The following is an 18,603-nucleotide window of genomic DNA, read 5'->3' on the forward strand; positions in this document are numbered from 1 at the left end:
CCAGTAGATTCGGGGGCATGGCCATATCACCCGAGTCCGCCGCGTTCTCCGGGCCCGCCCGCGTGCCCGCCCGTGTTCTCACCGTCGCCGGGTCCGACTCCGGTGGCGGTGCGGGAATCCAGGCGGACCTCAAGACCATGCTGGCGTTCGGCGTGCACGGCATGAGCGTGCTCACGGCCGTCACCGCGCAGAACTCCCGCGGCGTGCAAGGCGTTTGGGAACAGCCCGTGGATGCGGTGCGGGCCCAGTACCGCAGTGTCGTGGACGACATCGGCGTCCAGGCGGTGAAGACCGGCATGCTCTCGTCGGCGGCGCTGGTGGATACCGTCGCCGAACTCCTCGCCGGGACCGATGTTCCGGCGGTGGTCGATCCGGTCGGGGTCTCCAAGCACGGGGACCCGCTGCTGGCGGTATCCGCGCTGGACTCCGTACGGAAGCGGCTGCTGCCGACGGCGACCGTCGCCACGCCCAACCTCGACGAGGTCGCGCAGCTGACCGGTGTGGAGGTGCGGGACGAGGCGGGGATGCCGCGCGCCGCCGCCGCCGTACTGGCCTTCGGGCCCCGCTGGGTGCTGATCAAGGGCGGGCATCTGCCGGGGGACGCCGTGGACCTGCTGACGGACGGCAGCGAGGAGCACTGGCTGCGCGCACCGCGCCACGACAACCGTCACACGCACGGGACCGGCTGCACGCTCGCCGCCGCGATCGCGGCGGGGCTGGGGACGGGGCAGGGGGTCGTGGAGGCCGTCGTCGCCGCGAAGCGGTACGTGACGGGGGCGATCGCCGCGGGCTTTCCGCTGGGCGGCGGTATCGGCCCCGTGGACCACGCCTGGCGCTTCCGCTGAGCCTCGCGGCGTGACACTGATCGGCGTTGCCAAGCGCTCAACTCCGCGAACACGGTGCGGCAGTTGGGCACGGCGCGGTACGGCGCGGTACGGGTACGGGTACGGGTACGGCAAAAAGCCGGTCCACCGAGGTGGACCGGCTTCCAAGGCAACCGCAGGGGCTGCGCTACGACGAGAACGTCAGCGCGAGACCTTGCCGGCCTTGATGCACGATGTGCAGACGTTGAGCCGCTTCGGCGTCCGACCGACCACGGCACGCACGCGCTGGATGTTCGGGTTCCAGCGACGGGACGTACGGCGGTGCGAGTGCGAAATGTTGTTGCCGAAGCCCGGCCCCTTGCCGCAGACGTCGCAGTTGGCAGCCACGGGTCACTCCAAAGACTTCAGATGCACTTACGGTGAATTCCGGCGCGGCAGAATCATTGACTGATGTCGGCTGTGCCGGGGGAGAAGGCCCGACTCTCGACGGGCAACCGGAGGAGCATACAACGCCCGATCCGGTTGAACGAAACTACCATGTCCGGACCCGCCCTCGTCCCGCCCCCTCTCCCACCTGCCACTACGGTGCGGGCGGACTACCCTGCGGTGCAGTTCGCAGCCCCAGGCCGCCAAGGAGGACCCCCAGGTGCCGCAGACCCTCGACGCCGCAGCGGTACGTACCTGGTGCTCGCTGTCGCTGGACGCCCTGGGCCGGGACCGCGAGGAGATCGACGCGATCAACGTCTATCCGGTCGCCGACGGGGACACCGGCACCAATCTCTATCTGACGGTGGAGTCCGCCGTGCAGGCCGTCGAGGCCGTCTTCGACGCGCACGCGACGGGGACCTCCGTACCCGACCTGCCCGATGCCGTACGGGCCATGGCGCACGGGGCACTGATCGGGGCGCGGGGGAACTCCGGCACGATCCTGGCGCAACTGCTGCGGGGCATGGCCGAGGTGCTGGGCGAGGACGCGGCCGGCGCCGGTGCGGGGACCGGGGCCGGGGCGGAGGACGGCGGCGATCATCTGGCCAGGGCGCTGCGCAGGGCGGCCCAGCTGGCGCGCGAGGCCGTCGCGCACCCGGTCGAGGGGACGATTCTCACGGTGGCCGCCGCCGCCGCGGACGCCGCCGCGCGTACGGCGAGCGACGGGGCGGGCGGCGACGGTGCGGCGTACGGCAGCGGCGCGGCCGTCCACGCCGCGTACGCCGGAGCCCGCGTCGCGCTCGACGCGACACCGGGCCAGCTCGCCGTCCTCGGTCGCGCCGGAGTCGTGGACGCCGGCGGAAGGGGCCTGCTCGCCGTCCTCGCCGCACTCGTGGAGGCCGTCACGGGCGACGCCCCGGCCCGTGTCGCACCGGGCGCCCGCCCGCACGCCCTGCCCGCCGTCGTGGAGTCCTGCGACACGGACGACAGCGCCCCGGGCCCGGCCTTCGAGGTCATCTACCTCCTGGAGACGGACGAGGCGGGCATCGGCCGGCTCCGTCGACGGCTCGACGCCCTGGGCGACTCGCTCGTCGTGGTCGGGGGCGACGGCCTGTGGAACGTGCACGTGCACGTCGACGACGCGGGCGCCGCGGTGGAGGCCGGGGTCGAGGCGGGACGCCCCTACCGCATCCGCATCACGCACTTCGGCGCCGCCGCCGGGCACCAGCGGGAGCGGGCGCAGCGCGCCGTCGTCGCCGTGGTCCCGGGCGAAGGTCTCGCCGGACTGTGCGCCGAGGCCGGAGCCACGACGGTGCTGGCGCGCCCCGGGGAGCCACCGGCGAGCGGCGAGCTGGTCGAGGCCATCCGGCGCGCCCACGCGCACGAGGTGGTGCTCCTGCCGAACGACGCGGAGCTGCGCCACACCGCCGCTGCCGCCGCCGAACAGGCCCGCGCCGAGGGAATCCGGGTCGCCCTCATCCCGACCAGGGCGGCCGTACAGGGCATCGCCGCCCTCGCGGTGCACGAGCCGGACCGCCGTTTCGACGAGGACGTGGTCGCCATGACCTCGGCCGCCGGCGCCACCCGCTACGCCGAACTGGCCGTCGCGGAGCGGCAGTCCTGGACCATGGCCGGCATCTGCCAGGCCGGAGACCTGCTGGGGCTGATCGACGGCGACGTCGCGGTGATCGGCACCGAACTCGCGGCCACGGCCGAGAGCGTCCTGGACCGGATGCTGTCGGCGGGCGGCGAACTGGTCACGCTCGTGCTCGGCGAGGACGTGCCGGACACCCTCGCCGAACGGCTGGAGCGCCACGTACGGAGCGGCCACATGGCCGTCGACACGGTGGTCTACCGAGGAGGCCGTCAGTCGGTGCCGTTGCTGATCGGCGTCGAGTAGGCGGGCCGCGACGCCGCCGCGGTACGTCCGCGCGGCCACGCGGTGGCCACGGCTTGCACGGGACGCGGTACCTGTGACGATGGTGGGTAGGCGCTCCATGACAGACGCACGCACCGCCCGAGGTGAGAGGCCCACCGATGGACGACCTGACCGCACTCGCCCGCCATCAGCTCGACGACGCGCGCGCCAGCGCCCACGGCCGGAGCGCTCATCTCTTCCTGCACGACGGTCCACTGCGGCAGACGGTCATCGCGCTGACCTCCGGCTCGGCCCTCGACGAGCACAACGCGCCCCCGGCGGCCAGCCTTCAGGTGCTGCACGGCCGGGTGCGGGTGACGAAGAAGTCCGGCGACCAGGACATGATCGCCGGGCAGGTGGGCCCCGTTCCCCACGAGAGGCACGGCCTGGAGGCCCTGGAGGACTCCGCCGTCCTGCTCACCGCCGTCACCGAGGTCCGCGCGACAAGCCGCTGACCGATTCCGCGCCGGCCCGAGCAAGCGCCGCCGCTGACCCGCCCGCGACCTGGGGTTGTCCACAGGTGCGCGACGGATGTCAGTGATGTGGTGTGCAATGGATCGCGTGTCCGCGCTGGATGAATCACTCAAGAAGACGCTCGGTCCCGCCACCGCGAAGGTGATGGCCGAGCAGCTGGATCTGCACACGGTCGGCGATCTGCTGCACCACTACCCGAGGCGGTACGAGGAGCGGGGCCAGCTCACCCGCCTCGCCGACCTCCCGCTGGACGAGGACGTCACGGTCGTCGCCCAGGTCGCCGACTCACGCATCCTGAAGTTCAACGGCGGCCGGGGCCAGCGGCTGGAGATCACCCTCACCGACGGCAGCGGCCGGCTCCAGCTGGTCTTCTTCGGCCGGGGGATCCACAAGCCCCACAAGGACCTGCTGCCCGGCAGCCGGGGCATGTTCGCGGGCAAGGTCTCCCTGTTCAACCGGAAGCTCCAGCTCGCCCACCCCACGTATGCGCCGCTCGGTACGGACAGCGGCGACGAGGCCGTGGACGCCTTCGCGGGCAAGCTGATCCCGATCTACCCGGCCTGCAAGGGACTGGAGTCCTGGAAGATCACCAAGGCGGTCGACGCCGTGCTGCCGAGGGCCACCGAGGCCGTCGACCCACTGCCGCCCTCCCTGCGCGAGGGCCGCGGCTTCGTACCGCTGCCCGAGGCGCTGATGAAGGTCCACCGGCCCGACACCAAGGCCGATGTCGCGGCGGCCAGGGACCGGCTCAAGTGGGACGAGGCGTTCGTGCTCCAGGTCGCCCTCGCCCGGCGGCGGCACGCGGACGCCCAACTCCCCGCGATGGCGCGGCGACCGGTGGCGGGGGGCATGCTCGACGCCTTCGACGCCAAGCTGCCCTTCACCCTCACCGACGGCCAGTTGAAGGTCACCCGCGAGATCTTCGACGATCTGGCGACCGAGCATCCGATGCACCGCCTCCTCCAGGGCGAGGTCGGCTCCGGCAAGACGATGGTCGCGCTGCGCGCGATGCTCACGGTGGTGGACGCGGGCGGTCAGGCCGCGATGCTCGCGCCGACCGAGGTGCTCGCCCAGCAGCACCACCGCTCGATCACCGAGATGATGGGGCAGCTGGCCGAGGGAGGCATGCTCGGCGGCGCCGAGACCGCCACCAAGGTGGTGCTGCTCACCGGCTCCATGGGCGCGGCGGCGCGGCGGCACGCGCTGCTCGACCTGGTCACCGGCGAGGCCGGGATCGTGATCGGCACGCACGCGCTGATCGAGGACAAGGTGCGGTTCCACGACCTGGGTCTGGTCGTCGTGGACGAACAGCACCGCTTCGGGGTCGAGCAGCGCGACGCCCTGCGCTCCAAGGGCAAGCAGCCGCCGCATCTGCTGGTCATGACGGCGACGCCCATTCCCCGCACGGTCGCCATGACCGTCTTCGGCGACCTGGAGACGTCCGTCCTGGACCAGCTGCCCGCCGGGCGCTCCCCGATCGCCACCCATGTCGTACCGGCGCAGGACAAGCCGCACTTCCTGGCGCGTGCCTGGGAACGGGTTCGCGAGGAGGTCGGCAAGGGACACCAGGCGTACGTCGTCTGCCCCCGGATCGGTGACGGCGAGGACGAGCCGAAGAAGAAGGCCGCGGCGAAGGCGGCCGAGGCCGACGGTGACAAACGTCCGCCGCTGGCCGTGCTGGAGATCGCAGGGCAGCTCGCCGCCGGGCCGCTGGCCGGCCTGTGTGTCGAGGTGCTGCACGGCCGTATGCAGCCCGACGACAAGGACGACGTGATGCGCCGCTTCGCCGCGGGCGACGTGGACGTCCTGGTCGCCACCACCGTCATCGAGGTCGGTGTCAACGTCCCCAACGCCACGGCCATGGTGATCATGGACGCGGACCGGTTCGGCGTCTCTCAGCTGCACCAGTTGCGCGGCCGGGTGGGCCGGGGCTCCGCCCCGGGCCTGTGCCTGCTGGTCTCGGAGATGCCGGAGACGAGCCCCGCGCGGGCCCGTCTCGGCGCGGTCGCCTCGACCCTCGACGGCTTCGAGCTCTCCCGTATCGACCTCGAACAGCGCCGCGAGGGCGACGTCCTCGGCCAGGCCCAGTCCGGGGTCCGCTCCTCGCTGCGGATGCTCGCGGTCATCGAGGACGAGGAAGTCATCGCGGCGGCCAGGGAGGAGGCCGTCGCCGTCGTCGCCGCGGACCCGGAGCTCGAAGCCCTCCCGGCGCTGCGTACGGCACTGGACGCCCTGCTGGACACGGAGCGGGAGCAGTATCTCGACAAGGGCTGAACGGCCCTCACAGCCCCGCTCAGCGGCCCGGCGGGGGCGCTGAGGGTTCCTCCCGGCGGGCCCCGCCGGGAGCGACGCCATATCGTGGGTGACGGCACGCGCGCCGCCACCCACGACATGGCGTCGCTCCACGTGCACCGAGCCGTTCCGCAATCCGCACACCCCACGAACCGAGGACCCGACACCCATGACCCGCGTGATCGCCGGCGCCGCCGGCGGGCGCCGTCTCGCCGTCCCCCCGGGCAACGGAACCCGCCCCACCTCCGACCGAGCGCGCGAAGGTCTCTTCTCCACCTGGGAGGCGCTGCTCGGCACCCTCCAAGGGCTGCGCGTCGCCGATCTGTACGCCGGCTCCGGCGCCGTCGGCCTGGAAGCCCTCTCCCGGGGCGCCGCGCACACCCTCCTTGTGGAGGCGGACGGCAGGGCGGCCCGCACCGTCCGGGACAACGTCCGCGCCCTCGGACTGCCGGGCGCCGAGGTCCGTACGGGCAAAGCCGAACAGATCGTGACAGGACCGGCGCCCGGGGCCCCGTACGACATCGTCTTCCTCGACCCTCCGTACGCCGTCACCGACGACGATCTTCGCGAGATCCTGCTCACACTCCGTTCGGGGGGCTGGCTCAATGACGAAGCCGTCGCCACCGTGGAGCGCAGCACCAGAGGTGGGGAGTTCACCTGGCCGAGGGGCTTCGAACCGTCGCGGGCGCGTCGCTACGGCGAGGGAACCCTTTGGTACGGTCGCGCCGCCGCACCCGAAGACGCCCGATGACCGGACCGGAGAGCGAGGGAATTCAGTTGCGCCGCGCCGTCTGTCCGGGGTCCTTCGACCCCATCACCAATGGTCACCTCGACATCATTGGCCGTGCCTCCAAGCTGTACGACGTCGTCCACGTCGCCGTGATGATCAACCAGTCCAAGAAGGGACTGTTCACGGTCGAGGAGCGGATCGATCTGATCCGCCGAGTCACCGCCGAGTTCGGCAACGTCGAGGTGGAGTCCTTCCACGGCCTCCTCGTCGACTTCTGCAAACAGCGCGACATCCCGGCCATCGTCAAGGGCCTTCGGGCTGTCAGCGACTTCGACTACGAGCTGCAGATGGCCCAGATGAACAACGGCCTCTCCGGCGTCGAGACCCTCTTCGTGCCGACCAACCCCATCTACAGTTTCCTCTCCTCCTCGCTGGTCAAAGAGGTGGCGACCTGGGGCGGAGACGTCTCCCACCTGCTGCCTCCGCTCGTGCACGAGGCACTGACCGAGCGTCTTGGGAACCGTTGACGGACGGGGCGCGGCACGGGGCGGCGGACCGGCCCCGGAACTGACGGGCCGTCACCTGGTGTCGGGCGCGCACCGACTGGCCGTACAGTCGTTGCGTCCGTCTCCAACCCGGCTGTAGAGAGTGGCGAGCACACGGTGGACGTGCAGAAGAAGCTCGACGAGATCGTCGACGCGGTGGGGAACGCCCGTTCCATGCCCATGTCGGCCTCCTGCGTGGTCAACCGCGGCGAACTGCTCTCGCTGCTCGAAGAGGTGCGGGAGGCCCTGCCCGGCTCGCTCGCCCAGGCCCAGGAGCTCCTCGGCGGCCACGAGCAGCTCTCCGAGCAGGCCCGCCAGGAGGCGGAGCGGATCGTGGCTGCGGCCCACACGGAGCGGTCCTCGCTGATCTCCGACACCGTGATCGCCCGCACCGCCCAGGAAGAGGCGGACCGCATCCTCGCCGAGGCCCGCAGGGACGCCGAGGAGATCCGCGCCGAGGCCGACGAGTACGTCGACTCCAAGCTCGCGAACTTCGAGGTCGTGCTCAACAAGACCATCGGCTCCGTGGACCGCGGTCGCGAGAAGCTGCTCGGCCGCGGCCCCGGCCTGGACGAGGAGGGGTACGCCGACGAGGACGCCCCCGAGTACAGCGCCGACCCCGACACCCTGATCCGCCGCGCGGACGACTACGTGGACGCCAAGCTCGGCGCCTTCGAGGCCGTCCTCTCCAAGACCCTCGACGCGGTCGGCCGCGGTCGGCAGAAGCTGCACGGCCGGGTCGCCACCGACGACCTGGGCCTGCACATGGCGGAACAGGACGCGGCGGGGCGGCAGGGGCACATGAGCGACGCGGACTACCTGTCCGGTCTCGCCGAGCTGTCGGGGGAGCAGCCGCGTGAGGGCGCCGGGGCGCCCGCGCACCGGCCGATGGAGCCGCAGTCCCCGCCGCCGGTCCCGGAGCGGCCGGCCCAGATCCCGGCACAGGCACAGGCACAGGCACAGGCACAGGCCCCGCAGCAGTACGCCGACCCCGCCGCCGCGCAGCAGTACACGGATCCCTCCTACGGCGGTTACCAGCAGCAGGCCGCGTACGCCTACCAGCAGCAGGACCCCTACGCGTACCAGCAGTCCCAGCAGCAGGCCTACGACCCCGCCGCCTACGACCCGAACTACAGCCAGGGCTACGGGCAGAACTACGACCAGGCGACGCAGGGCTGGCAGCAGCACCCCGACGCCCAGGGCGGGCAGCCCCAGCAGCAGCCGCATCAGCAGCAGGCGCAGGACCCGCAGGGCGCACTCGACGAGACCAGCCTGTTCGACACCAGCATGATCGACCTCGAACAGCTTCGCCGCTACGAGCAGGGGCGCTGAGCCCCGCGCCGTGTCGCCGCCGGGCGCCCCGTGTACGGCCGGATTGGGCCAACGGCGGCCGGTCAAGTATCCTGGTTCTTCGGTCGCGTGATGTCCGCGATCCGGCCGCCCGCCTCGTACGCGACATGGCGGCCCACTCCACGACTCGAAAGTTGGAACAGCCCTGAACGCCCGCCTCGACCACCGCGACCCCCTCGTGTTCGACACACACGAGCTGGGTCGCCGTCCTGGTGCGCTCAAGCGGCTGACCCGCTCCGCGGCGGCGCCCAAGGACTTCGGCATCGACGGAGTCATCGGGGTGCCGGAAGGCGCACCGGTGGAGCTCAGGATCCGCCTCGAATCGGTCATGGAGGGCGTGCTCGTGACGGGCACCGCCCGTGCGACCGCCGAGGGGGAGTGCGTAAGGTGTCTGGAGCCGGTGCGCCAGGACGTGGCAGCGGACTTCCAGGAGATGTTCTCGTACCCTGACGCCGACGACCGGGGCCGCAGCAAGCAGGCGGAACCGGCCGACGACGCCGAGGACGACGAGGACAGGCTCTACATCGAGGACGGACTGTTCGACCTCGAACCCGTGCTGCGTGATGCGGTGGTGCTCGCACTGCCGATGCAGCCGGTGTGCCGGGAGACCTGCGCCGGCCTGTGTTCCGAATGCGGAATCAGGCTGGACGAGAACCCGGACCATCACCACGACGCCGTCGACATCCGGTGGGCGTCACTGCAAGGACTCGCCGAAACCATCAAGGACGGCGAGAAGGACAACATGGGCGGCGCCGACGACGGCGCCGACGAGAAGCAGGAGAAGTAGCCGTGGCTGTTCCGAAGCGGAAGATGTCGCGCAGCAACACGCGCCACCGCCGGTCGCAGTGGAAGGCTGCGGTCCCCACCCTGGTTTCGTGTGAGCGTTGCCAGGAGCCGAAGCTCCAGCACATCGCGTGCCCGAGCTGCGGCACCTACAACAAGCGCCAGGTCCTCGAGGTCTGAGCGGCTGGTGAGAGGCTCGATGTCTGAACTGTCCAGTGCCAAGAAGGCAGACAACGTCAGCACAGCCTCGTCCCACACGCTTCTGGAAGGGCGGCTCGGCTATCAGCTGGAGTCCGCCCTTCTGGTGCGTGCGCTGACCCATCGCTCGTTCGCGTACGAGAACGGCGGTCTGCCCACCAACGAACGGCTCGAATTCCTCGGGGATTCGGTGCTCGGACTGGTGGTCACCGACACGCTGTATCGCATCCACCCCGACCTGCCCGAAGGCCAACTGGCCAAGTTGCGGGCCGCGGTGGTCAATTCGCGTGCGCTGGCGCAAGTGGGGCGCGGCCTCGAACTCGGCTCCTTCATCCGGCTCGGCCGCGGTGAAGAGGGCACGGGGGGCCGGGACAAGGCGTCCATCCTCGCCGACACCCTTGAAGCGGTGATCGGCGCGGTCTATCTCGATCAGGGCCTCGACGCGGCGTCCGAGCTGGTGCACCGGCTCTTCGACCCGCTCATCGAGAAGTCCTCCAATCTCGGTGCCGGTCTGGACTGGAAGACCAGTCTGCAGGAGCTGACCGCGGCGGAGAGCCTCGGCGTACCCGAGTATCTCGTCACGGAGACCGGCCCGGATCACGAGAAGACCTTCACCGCTGCCGCCCGCGTCGGTGGTGTCTCGTACGGCACCGGCACCGGCCGCAGCAAGAAGGAAGCGGAGCAGCAGGCCGCGGAGACCGCGTGGCGGTCCATCCGCGCGGACGCGGACGAACGGGCCGCCGCGGCGAAGGCGGCCGTCGAAGTCCGGACCACGTCCGGGACCGAGTCCGCGGACGAGGTCGAGGTCGACGTTGAAGAGGCCGCCGACACCTCTTCGGTGGCGACTTCGGAATCCGCCGACGTGGCCAAGTCCTGATCTCTGCTGTTCCGTTCCCTTCCGGTGCGCCCCTTGTGTCGATACGGCACGAGGGGCGCAGCTCGTGCCCGCGCCGCCGGTTGTCCCGCCCCCCTGCTTTCCCCAACTCCCGCCCCGTGTTCGCCCAGTTGGCCTCCGAAGCCGCTGAGCCCGCCGCCCCCGAAGGAGCACCGTGCCCGAGCTGCCCGAGGTCGAAGTCGTACGGCGCGGACTCGAACGCTGGGTCGCGGGACGGACGGTGGCCGAGACCCGGGTGCTGCACCCCCGCGCCGTACGGCGCCACCTCGCCGGCGGCGAGGACTTCGCCGCCCGCATCAAGGGACACCGGTTCGGCGTCGCCCGACGCCGCGGCAAGTACCTCTGGCTGCCGCTCGCCGACACCGACGCCTCGGTCCTCGGGCACCTCGGTATGAGCGGCCAGTTCCTCGTGCAGCCCGAATCCGCCCCGGACGAGAAGCACCTGCGGATCCGGATCCGCTTCGACGACGATCTCGGCACCGAACTCCGCTTCGTCGACCAGCGCACCTTCGGCGGGCTCTCGCTGCACGAGAACACCCCCGACGGGCTGCCCGACGTCATCGCCCACATCGCGCGCGACCCGCTGGACCCGGCGTTCGACGACGCCGCCTTCCACACGGCGCTGCGGCTGCGCCGTACGACGGTCAAGCGCGCGCTGCTCGACCAGTCCCTCATCAGCGGCGTCGGCAACATCTACGCGGACGAGGCGCTGTGGCGCGCCAGGCTCCACTACGACCGGCCGACGGCCTCGCTGCCCCGCCCCCGCTCGGTCGAACTGCTCGGCCACGTACGCGACGTGATGAACGCGGCGCTGGCGGTCGGCGGCACCAGCTTCGACAGTCTCTACGTCAACGTGAACGGCGAGTCCGGCTACTTCGACCGGTCGCTGGACGCGTACGGCCGCGAGGGCGAACCGTGCCGCCGCTGCGGCACCCCCATCCGCCGCCGCCCCTGGATGAACAGGTCGAGCTACTCCTGCCCCCGCTGCCAACGCCCGCCCCGCGTCGCCCCGTAACGCCGCCCCGTACCCGGGGCCGTGACACGGGCGAGGCCCGCGACGCGGAGCTGTCGCGGGCCTCGTTGGGTGGTGCGGGTGGGAGTGCGGCGGGTGCGGTCGTGGACGGGGCGACGGCTCAGAAGCCGAAGAAGTGACGGGCCGGGTCAATGACCTGCGGCCATGCAGTCGATCAACGCTGCGAGCTGCGGCTTAGCTGTTAGTACCTGTCAGCATTGGTCGTCGTTGAGCACCCTCATACGGCCCTGAGACGGCCCGTGGTACGAAGCCCCGCACGCGTGTGTGCCTGACGAGACGACTGGGAAGGGGCTACTGACCGTTTGGGTCTAGGGCGAAGTGACTGAACCTGCTAACTTTGCAACTAGCCCTTAAATCTCGTGGATGCCCGGAGTCGAGCGACGATCTGCTCTTCTGGAACTCGGGCAAGTAGTGACTCTCCGTTAAGGGGAGAAGTGTCCATGATGCCCGGCGTGCTACGCTCCGTCGCTATGCTGATCTTCGATCACGGAGCGTAGCACGCCGGGCATCATGGACAGCTTGTCGTGCGTTTTCTTTGCCTTAGCTTTACTTCAAGCTCGCCTGTTCGAGGAGAGGTGAGCAGCGCTAGAGGGTGCGCTGAGCCGCTTAGTCCCGTACTCTTACCGCATGACGACTCTGATGGATCCGCAGGTACGCGAACGTACCCGTGCACGCCGGGTCGAGCTCTCGAAGGGTATCGGGGAGCCGACGGCCGGCGAGCGTCGTGCGCGCGAAGACATCAGGGCTTCCTTTGACCGCCTGGATGGCAGTGATGGTGCATACCTCGCTCTGCTAACAGGGGCGTCAATCGAGGACCTTCGTCGCGTCGGTGCTGCCTGAGCGGAGTCTGTGAGTACGTGACCAGGCCTCGCCTTCGTCCGACTTTGCGTTGCGTGCAAGAGGACCTTGACCTTGATCTTCCGCCGATAGCGACTCCACTGCACGAGTTGGATCATCCTTTTGTCTCTCGCGCGCAACAGCAGGCTGATGTGGCGCCTACGGAGAAGATCGCCAGCATTGATGATGTAGTGCTGCTGAAGTGCAAGCCCGGTGGCTCGCGCTGGCGCGGGGCGGTCTGGGAAGATCAGGGTCAGGCCTTCGGGTGGCTCGTAGCTGCCGGGCAGCGAACCGCTGGAGCTCGGGATGACTTCTACCGTCAGCTGAGTGACAGGTGCACGCGAAAGCGCACTGCTCTCAACCGCGCTGGCGAGGACTTGGAGCCGGGCAAGCGGACGTACAGCAAGCATCTGCTGCCGCACGACGATGATCAACTTCGCTTGGAGGCTGAGCAGGCCTATCGGCTCCTGCAGGATGCGCGCGAGAGTGTCCCACAGCTGGTCAAGGAAGCGAGAGGGAGTGCTGGGAGGCCCGTTCGTATCGAGGTCTTCGGCACAGCAGTCGAGGCGGTTGTGTACACCGTCGTCGGCAGCTTCGATGAGCTCTACCTTGGCTTGAGGGTCGTTGGCTCCGCGCCGGAGGGCGTTCATCACCTCATCTTGCAGCTAGCAGTACCCGAGGCTCTAGCTGATGACTGGGAGCCGATTGAGGCGCCACACAGGCCTGGCGAGTCTGGTGAGATCTTTTACTACACGCTGCTTGAAGTCCCAAGGCTGCGCGGCTGACTCGTAGCCCGTAGACGCTACTAAGCGCCAGTCGATGCGCCTGAGAGCGCTCCTTGCGCCCATCAACCCACCACTCACCCCGGTTCCCATCCCGTCCGCCTTCGACCCACACACCGTGGAGCGGTCGTGGTTCAGGGCGTCAAGGTGGAGCGCGCCACTGTACGAACGACCTTGACGCCCTGGGCCGCGACTGCTCGGCTCTGCCTGGGTCGAAGGTGGTCGGGATGGGAGCCCCCTCGACGCTCGCCACGCTCCGGCCGGCACTCGCGAACGGCGCCCCGTCCATCCCGGAGTCTGAGCGCCCCCGCCGGAGGCACGTCTTGAAGCCGCGGGCTTGGTTCTCGTCTCATGCCCCACGGGCCTACACAGCGGGCGCGCGTCGGCGGCGGCAGCGCCGAGCGGGCCGAAGGCAGGAGCGCGGGCGCAGCCAGAGCCAGGAAGCGCGCCCGGCGGAGCGGAGCGCAGCCGGGTGCCTTGATGAGGTAGAGAAACCCGTAACAGCGCTTGGCCCATGGCCCGCGTCGGCGTGGGTACGTTGCTCTCATGAAGCTCGACTCCACTGAGGCTCGCAGCCGCTTCGCGGTCGCACCTGTCGCGCGACTTGCAACGGCGGGCGCCGATGGAACCCCCCACGTTGTGCCGGTAACGTTCACGCTCAGTGACGATCGAATCTTCTTCGCGATCGACTACAAGCCAAAGAGCACGTGGAACCTACGGCGACTGCGGAACATCCGTGAGAATCCGAAGGTTGCCCTCCTGGTCGATCACTTCGACTCCGATTGGGCTCGGCTCTGGTGGACCCGCGCCGATGGTCACGCGGAGATCAAAGAAGATGGCGACGAGCGCTCTCAGGGCCTTGAACTGCTGGAACGTAAGTACGAGCAGTATTCGGAGAACCCTCCTGTCGGTCCTGTGGTGATCATCCGCGTGGATCGCTGGAGCGGTTGGGCCTTCTCGGAGTGACGCTGACAGTGGGACCGCGTAACCTTGCTTGCATAGCCAAGCTGAGGTGACCTGAATGTCGATCCCGAGCCTTCCGCCGTATCGGAAGATCGCCGATGATCTGCGGGCTTTGATCCTGTCCGGCGAACTGCCGCCCGGTGAAAAGCTGCGGTCGGAGAACGAACTCAAAGATCAGTACAGCACCACCCGCGTGACGGTGCGCAAGGCGCTCGCACTTCTCAAGGCCGATGGCCTGCTTGTCAGCGAACAGGGCAGGGGCGTCTTCGTGCGGCCACGGCCCAACGTTCAGATGCTGACGACCGGAGCCAACTTCCGGGAGCGCAGGAAAACCGGAGTGAGCAACTTCAATGCGGAAGCGGCTGCCCAAGGTCTACGTCCTGAGCAGCGCATCCTCTCGGTGGAAACGGTCCCGGCGCCGGCCGAAATCGCTTCGCGACTTGGGATCGCCGAGGAAGCTGCGGTGATTGTTCGTCGCCGGGCCTTCTTCGTGAACGAAGAGCCTATGCAGTTGGTTGATGGTTACTACCCCGCCGAGCTGTTCAGCGGGACGGCGCTGGAGGATCCTCGCCGGATCCGTGGTGGTGTGAGTCGATTGATCGAGGACCCTGACGGGCCTGTGAAGCAGCGGATCACCCGGTTCGTGGAAGAGCTGGACATTCGCATGCCCACCCCGGCGGAGACCGAGGCGTTGAAGATCCCGCCCGGCGTTCCCTTGGCTCGGGTCTTCAGGGCTGCGCACGTCACTGCTGGCCAAGTCGTGGAAGTGCTCGACTCTCGCATCCCCTGTGACCGTCACGGCTTCCGGTACGTGATCGACGTTCCCTGACTGATCGTCAGAAACCAGAGGGCCTTTGGGTCCTCTTTTTTTGAGCATCCACTTGCATATCCAAGTTGGCCCACCTACCTTGATGGGGCGGCTTGGATATACAAGCTGCTGCGAGCGGGGGGATCGCAACTCTCTCGCTCTCCACCTGGGGGCGACGCTCTACCGCCAAGCAGTCCGCCGCCCCCTTCGCCCACAAGGGGAGCTTCCATCATGCCTGCAACGCTTGTTGCTCCGCACGTCGCGTCTGCTGAGTCCGTCGCTCCGGTGATCGCGGTTCAGCGTCTGACGAACCTGGAACGCGCGGTTGCGCTGTACGCCTCCGGCATGCCGACCGGGTACCGGTGGTCCAACGCCGACATCGCGACGGTGATCGACTGGATTACGGAGGGCGTCGCCCGGCTCAGCTACATGGACGTCTGCCGCCTTGCTCAGGACGCTCGCCACTACCGGCTCCTGTGGCTGGCCAACCAGGCCACGGCCGAACAGACCATCCGACACAACCTCAGCTTCCCCGACACCACGCGCTTCAAGAGGGCCGAGGAGATCGCGGCCACCCTCACCCATTGGCTGTCCGCCGACATCCCGCAGTCGGGATGGGTCGGAGACGGCTCCCACCAGGTCTACCGCGCCTACGGCGACGACATCGACGAGGTGGGCGTGTGACGTACTTCCCCGACCCTCTACACGCGCACGAAGCGGCCGACGAGGAGCGCTCGGAGCGGATCACCGTATGGCTGGACCGCCACGACATCCGCCCGTACACGGCCTTTTACACCGTGGTGGATGACGCGCTGTTCGCGGAGGACGACGCCAAGCTCCGGGGCCTCTACCCGCCCCTCGGGCACGGCTACCCGAGGGAGGACTACGCGTGAGCCTCCTCCCTGTCGCCCCGGCTGAGGTGGCCCCCGTGGCTGCCTCGGTCGGGCTTGACCCCCTGACCCTCGCCGACCTTCTCCGTGTGGCGAACGAGCCCGGCTTCGACCGGTGGCAGGAGCAAGTGCGCCGGACCGGTGGCTGTGCTGATCCGATCCGGTTGCAGGGCATGACCACCACCCGTGATGCCCGCACCGGCCAGCTCCTCTACTCCTACTCGACCGAGGGCGAGCCCGGCGGATCGTTGCGGGTGGCGTGCGGCAACCGCCGTGCCTCGCGCTGCCCCTCCTGCGCCTGGATGTACGCCGGGGACACCTTCCACCTGATCCGCGCCGGACTCACCGGCGACCCGCGTAAGGGCACCCCCGTCACGGTGCGGGCGCATCCGAAGGTGTTCGCGACGCTCACGGCTCCGTCGTTCGGCCCGGTCCATAACCAACCCGCCAACGGCCGGTGCCGGTGCGGGAGTTCCCATGGGGACGATGCTCCGGAGCTGGGCACTGCGCTGAACCCGGGCACGTACGACTACGCGGGGGCGGTGTTGTGGAACAACCATGCCGGGGACCTGTGGCGCCGCTTCACCATCTACCTCCGACGCGAGATCGCCCACCGCGCGGGCCTCACACAGACCGCGTTGAAGGAACAGGCACGGGTGTCGTTCGGGAAGGTCGCGGAGTTTCAGAAGCGCGGTGCGGTCCACTTCCACGCCATCGTGCGCCTCGACGGTCCCGAAGGCCCGGACGACGTCCCGCCGCCGTGGGCCAGCGTCGAGCTGCTGACCGACGCCATCCGTTCCGCGGCTGCCCGCGTCTCCGTCCCGGTCCCGCCGGCCGATTCGCAGCCCGCCCGCGAACTGCGCTGGGGTGCCCAGGTCGACGTGCGCCCGATCGGCACCGACGACGGACAAGAGCTGACCGAGGAAGCGGTAGCCGCGTACGTCGCCAAGTACGCCACCAAAGCCGCGGAAACAACGGGAACGGTGGACCGCCGGATCGGGGAACTCTCCGAACTCGACAAGCTGACCCAACTCCCCACGCACGCAAGGAAGTTGATCGAAGCCTGCTACCGCCTGGACGAGGCGTACCCGGAGCGGAAGCTCTGGCAGTGGGCTCACATGCTCGGCTTCCGGGGCCACTTCTCCACCAAGTCCCGCCGCTACTCCACCACCCTCGGCGCCCTGCGCCAGGTGCGGGCCGACTACCGCGCCCGCCAGGAACGCCAGACACGCGGCCTGCCCGACCCCGACGACAACCCGGAGGGCTCCATGTTGGTCCTGGCCCACTGGACCTACGCCGGACACGGACACACCCCCGGAGAGTCCTGGCTCGCCGCCAACATCCACCGCGACATCCGACAGGGCCGCGACACCGCCCGCGAAGTGCTGGCCGACCTGCAAGACGACGAGGGGGAGTGGGCATGAAGCGGCCCCTGCCCGACCGCTACCTGACCCCGGTCGACCTGGCTGATCTCCTCGGCGTCCCGCTGGAGACCGTCTACCAGTGGCGCCGAAAGCACACCGGACCGCGTGGCTTCCGCGTCGGCCGACACCTCCGCTACGACCCCGAAGACGTACGCGCCTGGGTCGCCACCCTCATGGAAGAGGCTGCCTGATGGCCGGACACGTCCAAGACCGCTGGTACAAGGTCGAGACGGGACCCAACGGCAAGCCCGTCAAGGTCAAGACCGACCGCTATGGAACGGGCCTGCGCTACCGAGCCCGCTACATCGCACCGGACGGCACCGAGAAGAGCCAGTCCTTCCCCGACAAGCAGAAGCGCAAGGCAGAGACCTGGCTCTCGAACATCGAGGCGGACATGTCGCGGGGCGACTACATCGATCCGGAAGCCGGGAAGGTGACGTTCGGGCAGTACGCCGTGAAGTGGATGGCTACTCAGGTGACGGACCCTGCAACTCGTGAGTCTGTCGAGATGCGGTTGCGACTGCATGCGATCCCGCATCTGGGTAAGCGCCCGTTGGCGTCGTTCAGCCCGACTCATCTTCGGCTGTGGATGCGGACGTTGGAAGATGCTGGGCTCTCGCCTGCGTACCGGCGTGGGATCTTCGCGCACGTCTCGACGGTGTTCTCTGCTGCGGTAGAAGACCGCATCATCCGCATGAATCCATGTAGCGCACGGTCGGTGAAGGCTCCTCGCCTCGACCCTCGCAAGGTTCGACCGTGGCCGGCCGATCGCGTGATGGCCATGCGAACGGCTCTCCCCGACCGGTACCGCGCGTTGGTTGAGCTTGCTGCCGGATGCGGTCTTCGCCAAGGGGAGGTGTTCGGCCTGGCGGTTGAGGATGTGGACTTCCTCGGCGGCGTGGTGCACGTGCAGCGGCAGGTGAAGCTCCTGCACAACCGCCCTGTCTTTGCGCCCCCGAAAGGCGGCAAAGAGCGGGACGTGCCGCTACCGGAGTCCGTTGCCTTTGCGCTTGCTGGCCAGCTCACGCGGTACCCGGCGAAAGAGATCACGCTGCCGTGGAAGACCCTGACCGGTCCGCCTGTGACTGCAACGCTGATCTTCTCCAGTCGTGAGGGACTGTCGCTCAATCGGAACCGCTTCAACCACCGGGTATGGAAGCCCGCTCTGCGTGCCGCTGGCGTGCCCCCGCATCGGGACAACGGCACACACGCGCTTCGGCACTTCTACGCGTCCGTACTGCTCGATGCGGGGGAGAGCATCAAGGCACTGAGCGAGTACCTGGGCCACCATGATCCCGGTTTCACGCTGCGCACGTACACGCACCTGATGCCAGCGAGCGAAACGCGCACCAAAGCCGCTGTAGATCACGTGTTCAAGCAGGAAGGTACTGCGGCTGACGGCCCGGAGACGGCCCAGGAGGGCTCATAAGC

At 69.1% G+C, this 18,603-nt stretch carries 21 protein-coding genes; 20 read left to right on the plus strand and 1 reads right to left on the minus strand.

Annotated elements, in window-relative coordinates; genetic code table 11:
* Positions 1-17 precede the first annotated feature (17 nt).
* Entirely contained in the window at positions 18-845 is an 828-nt protein-coding gene (gene thiD, locus SSPS47_RS24860; protein ID WP_164252938.1) for a bifunctional hydroxymethylpyrimidine kinase/phosphomethylpyrimidine kinase, read from the plus strand.
* 180 nt (positions 846-1,025) lie between these two features.
* Here the strand turns inward: thiD and rpmB are convergent, their stop codons facing one another.
* Complete coding sequence (gene rpmB, locus SSPS47_RS24865; RefSeq protein ID WP_003957616.1) at positions 1,026-1,211, minus strand: 50S ribosomal protein L28; 186 nt, start codon at positions 1,209-1,211, stop codon at positions 1,026-1,028.
* 259 nt (positions 1,212-1,470) lie between these two features.
* Here rpmB and SSPS47_RS24870 point away from each other — a divergent pair, with 259 nt between their 5' ends.
* The 19 genes from SSPS47_RS24870 (at position 1,471) to SSPS47_RS24960 (ending at position 18,601) form a co-directional block, all read left to right on the plus strand.
* Positions 1,471-3,150, plus strand: coding sequence for a DAK2 domain-containing protein (locus SSPS47_RS24870; protein WP_164252939.1), 1,680 nt, complete (start codon positions 1,471-1,473; stop codon positions 3,148-3,150).
* A 137-nt stretch (positions 3,151-3,287) separates the two neighbouring features.
* Positions 3,288-3,623: a cupin gene (locus SSPS47_RS24875; RefSeq protein ID WP_147878293.1), complete on the plus strand. Its 336-nt coding sequence runs from the start codon at positions 3,288-3,290 to the stop codon at positions 3,621-3,623.
* A 97-nt stretch (positions 3,624-3,720) separates the two neighbouring features.
* Complete coding sequence (gene recG, locus SSPS47_RS24880; RefSeq protein ID WP_164252940.1) at positions 3,721-5,916, plus strand: ATP-dependent DNA helicase RecG; 2,196 nt, start codon at positions 3,721-3,723, stop codon at positions 5,914-5,916.
* A 187-nt stretch (positions 5,917-6,103) separates the two neighbouring features.
* Positions 6,104-6,685, plus strand: coding sequence for a 16S rRNA (guanine(966)-N(2))-methyltransferase RsmD (rsmD, locus tag SSPS47_RS24885; protein WP_164252941.1), 582 nt, complete (start codon positions 6,104-6,106; stop codon positions 6,683-6,685).
* 26 nt (positions 6,686-6,711) lie between these two features.
* Positions 6,712-7,191, plus strand: a complete 480-nt coding sequence (coaD, locus tag SSPS47_RS24890; RefSeq protein WP_187280368.1) for a pantetheine-phosphate adenylyltransferase — start codon at positions 6,712-6,714, stop codon at positions 7,189-7,191.
* 135 nt (positions 7,192-7,326) lie between these two features.
* The gene (locus SSPS47_RS24895; RefSeq protein WP_164252942.1) at positions 7,327-8,541 is read left to right on the plus strand and encodes a cell division initiation protein; all 1,215 of its coding nucleotides are present in this window, start codon (positions 7,327-7,329) and stop codon (positions 8,539-8,541) included.
* Between the two features lie 196 nt (positions 8,542-8,737).
* Complete coding sequence (locus tag SSPS47_RS24900) at positions 8,738-9,346, plus strand: DUF177 domain-containing protein (protein WP_147878288.1); 609 nt, start codon at positions 8,738-8,740, stop codon at positions 9,344-9,346.
* A gap of 2 nt (positions 9,347-9,348) precedes the next feature.
* Positions 9,349-9,522 (plus strand): 50S ribosomal protein L32, encoded by a 174-nt coding sequence (rpmF, locus tag SSPS47_RS24905; protein ID WP_003965982.1) that lies wholly within the window; start codon positions 9,349-9,351, stop codon positions 9,520-9,522.
* 19 nt (positions 9,523-9,541) lie between these two features.
* Positions 9,542-10,417 carry a ribonuclease III gene (rnc, locus tag SSPS47_RS24910; protein WP_147878287.1) on the plus strand — a complete coding sequence of 292 codons (876 nt, stop codon included), beginning with the start codon at positions 9,542-9,544 and terminating at the stop codon, positions 10,415-10,417.
* A gap of 172 nt (positions 10,418-10,589) precedes the next feature.
* On the plus strand, positions 10,590-11,450 hold the full coding sequence (gene mutM / locus SSPS47_RS24915; RefSeq protein WP_164252943.1) for a bifunctional DNA-formamidopyrimidine glycosylase/DNA-(apurinic or apyrimidinic site) lyase: 861 nt from the start codon (positions 10,590-10,592) through the stop codon (positions 11,448-11,450).
* 645 nt (positions 11,451-12,095) lie between these two features.
* Positions 12,096-12,308 (plus strand): hypothetical protein, encoded by a 213-nt coding sequence (locus SSPS47_RS24920; protein ID WP_164252944.1) that lies wholly within the window; start codon positions 12,096-12,098, stop codon positions 12,306-12,308.
* Positions 12,309-12,361: 53 nt separating this feature from the next.
* Complete coding sequence (locus SSPS47_RS24925) at positions 12,362-13,090, plus strand: hypothetical protein (RefSeq protein ID WP_164252945.1); 729 nt, start codon at positions 12,362-12,364, stop codon at positions 13,088-13,090.
* 543 nt (positions 13,091-13,633) lie between these two features.
* On the plus strand, positions 13,634-14,053 hold the full coding sequence (locus tag SSPS47_RS24930; RefSeq protein WP_164252946.1) for a TIGR03668 family PPOX class F420-dependent oxidoreductase: 420 nt from the start codon (positions 13,634-13,636) through the stop codon (positions 14,051-14,053).
* A 55-nt stretch (positions 14,054-14,108) separates the two neighbouring features.
* A complete protein-coding gene (locus SSPS47_RS24935) occupies positions 14,109-14,879 on the plus strand; it encodes a GntR family transcriptional regulator (RefSeq protein WP_164252947.1) in 771 nt (256 codons plus the stop codon).
* A 210-nt stretch (positions 14,880-15,089) separates the two neighbouring features.
* Positions 15,090-15,542 (plus strand): hypothetical protein, encoded by a 453-nt coding sequence (locus SSPS47_RS24940; RefSeq protein ID WP_239065043.1) that lies wholly within the window; start codon positions 15,090-15,092, stop codon positions 15,540-15,542.
* Complete coding sequence (locus SSPS47_RS24945; protein ID WP_164252948.1) at positions 15,539-15,751, plus strand: hypothetical protein; 213 nt, start codon at positions 15,539-15,541, stop codon at positions 15,749-15,751. Before SSPS47_RS24940 ends, SSPS47_RS24945 begins: the two co-directional genes overlap by 4 nt.
* A gap of 26 nt (positions 15,752-15,777) precedes the next feature.
* The gene (gene repSA / locus SSPS47_RS24950; protein WP_164254958.1) at positions 15,778-17,172 is read left to right on the plus strand and encodes a replication initiator protein RepSA; all 1,395 of its coding nucleotides are present in this window, start codon (positions 15,778-15,780) and stop codon (positions 17,170-17,172) included.
* On the plus strand, positions 17,169-17,363 hold the full coding sequence (locus SSPS47_RS24955) for a helix-turn-helix domain-containing protein (RefSeq protein WP_164252949.1): 195 nt from the start codon (positions 17,169-17,171) through the stop codon (positions 17,361-17,363). Before repSA ends, SSPS47_RS24955 begins: the two co-directional genes overlap by 4 nt.
* Complete coding sequence (locus SSPS47_RS24960) at positions 17,363-18,601, plus strand: site-specific integrase (RefSeq protein ID WP_164252950.1); 1,239 nt, start codon at positions 17,363-17,365, stop codon at positions 18,599-18,601. Before SSPS47_RS24955 ends, SSPS47_RS24960 begins: the two co-directional genes overlap by 1 nt.
* Positions 18,602-18,603 lie beyond the last annotated feature (2 nt).

It is taken from the genome of Streptomyces sp. S4.7 (assembly GCF_010384365.1).
Lineage (GTDB): Bacteria > Actinomycetota > Actinomycetes > Streptomycetales > Streptomycetaceae > Streptomyces.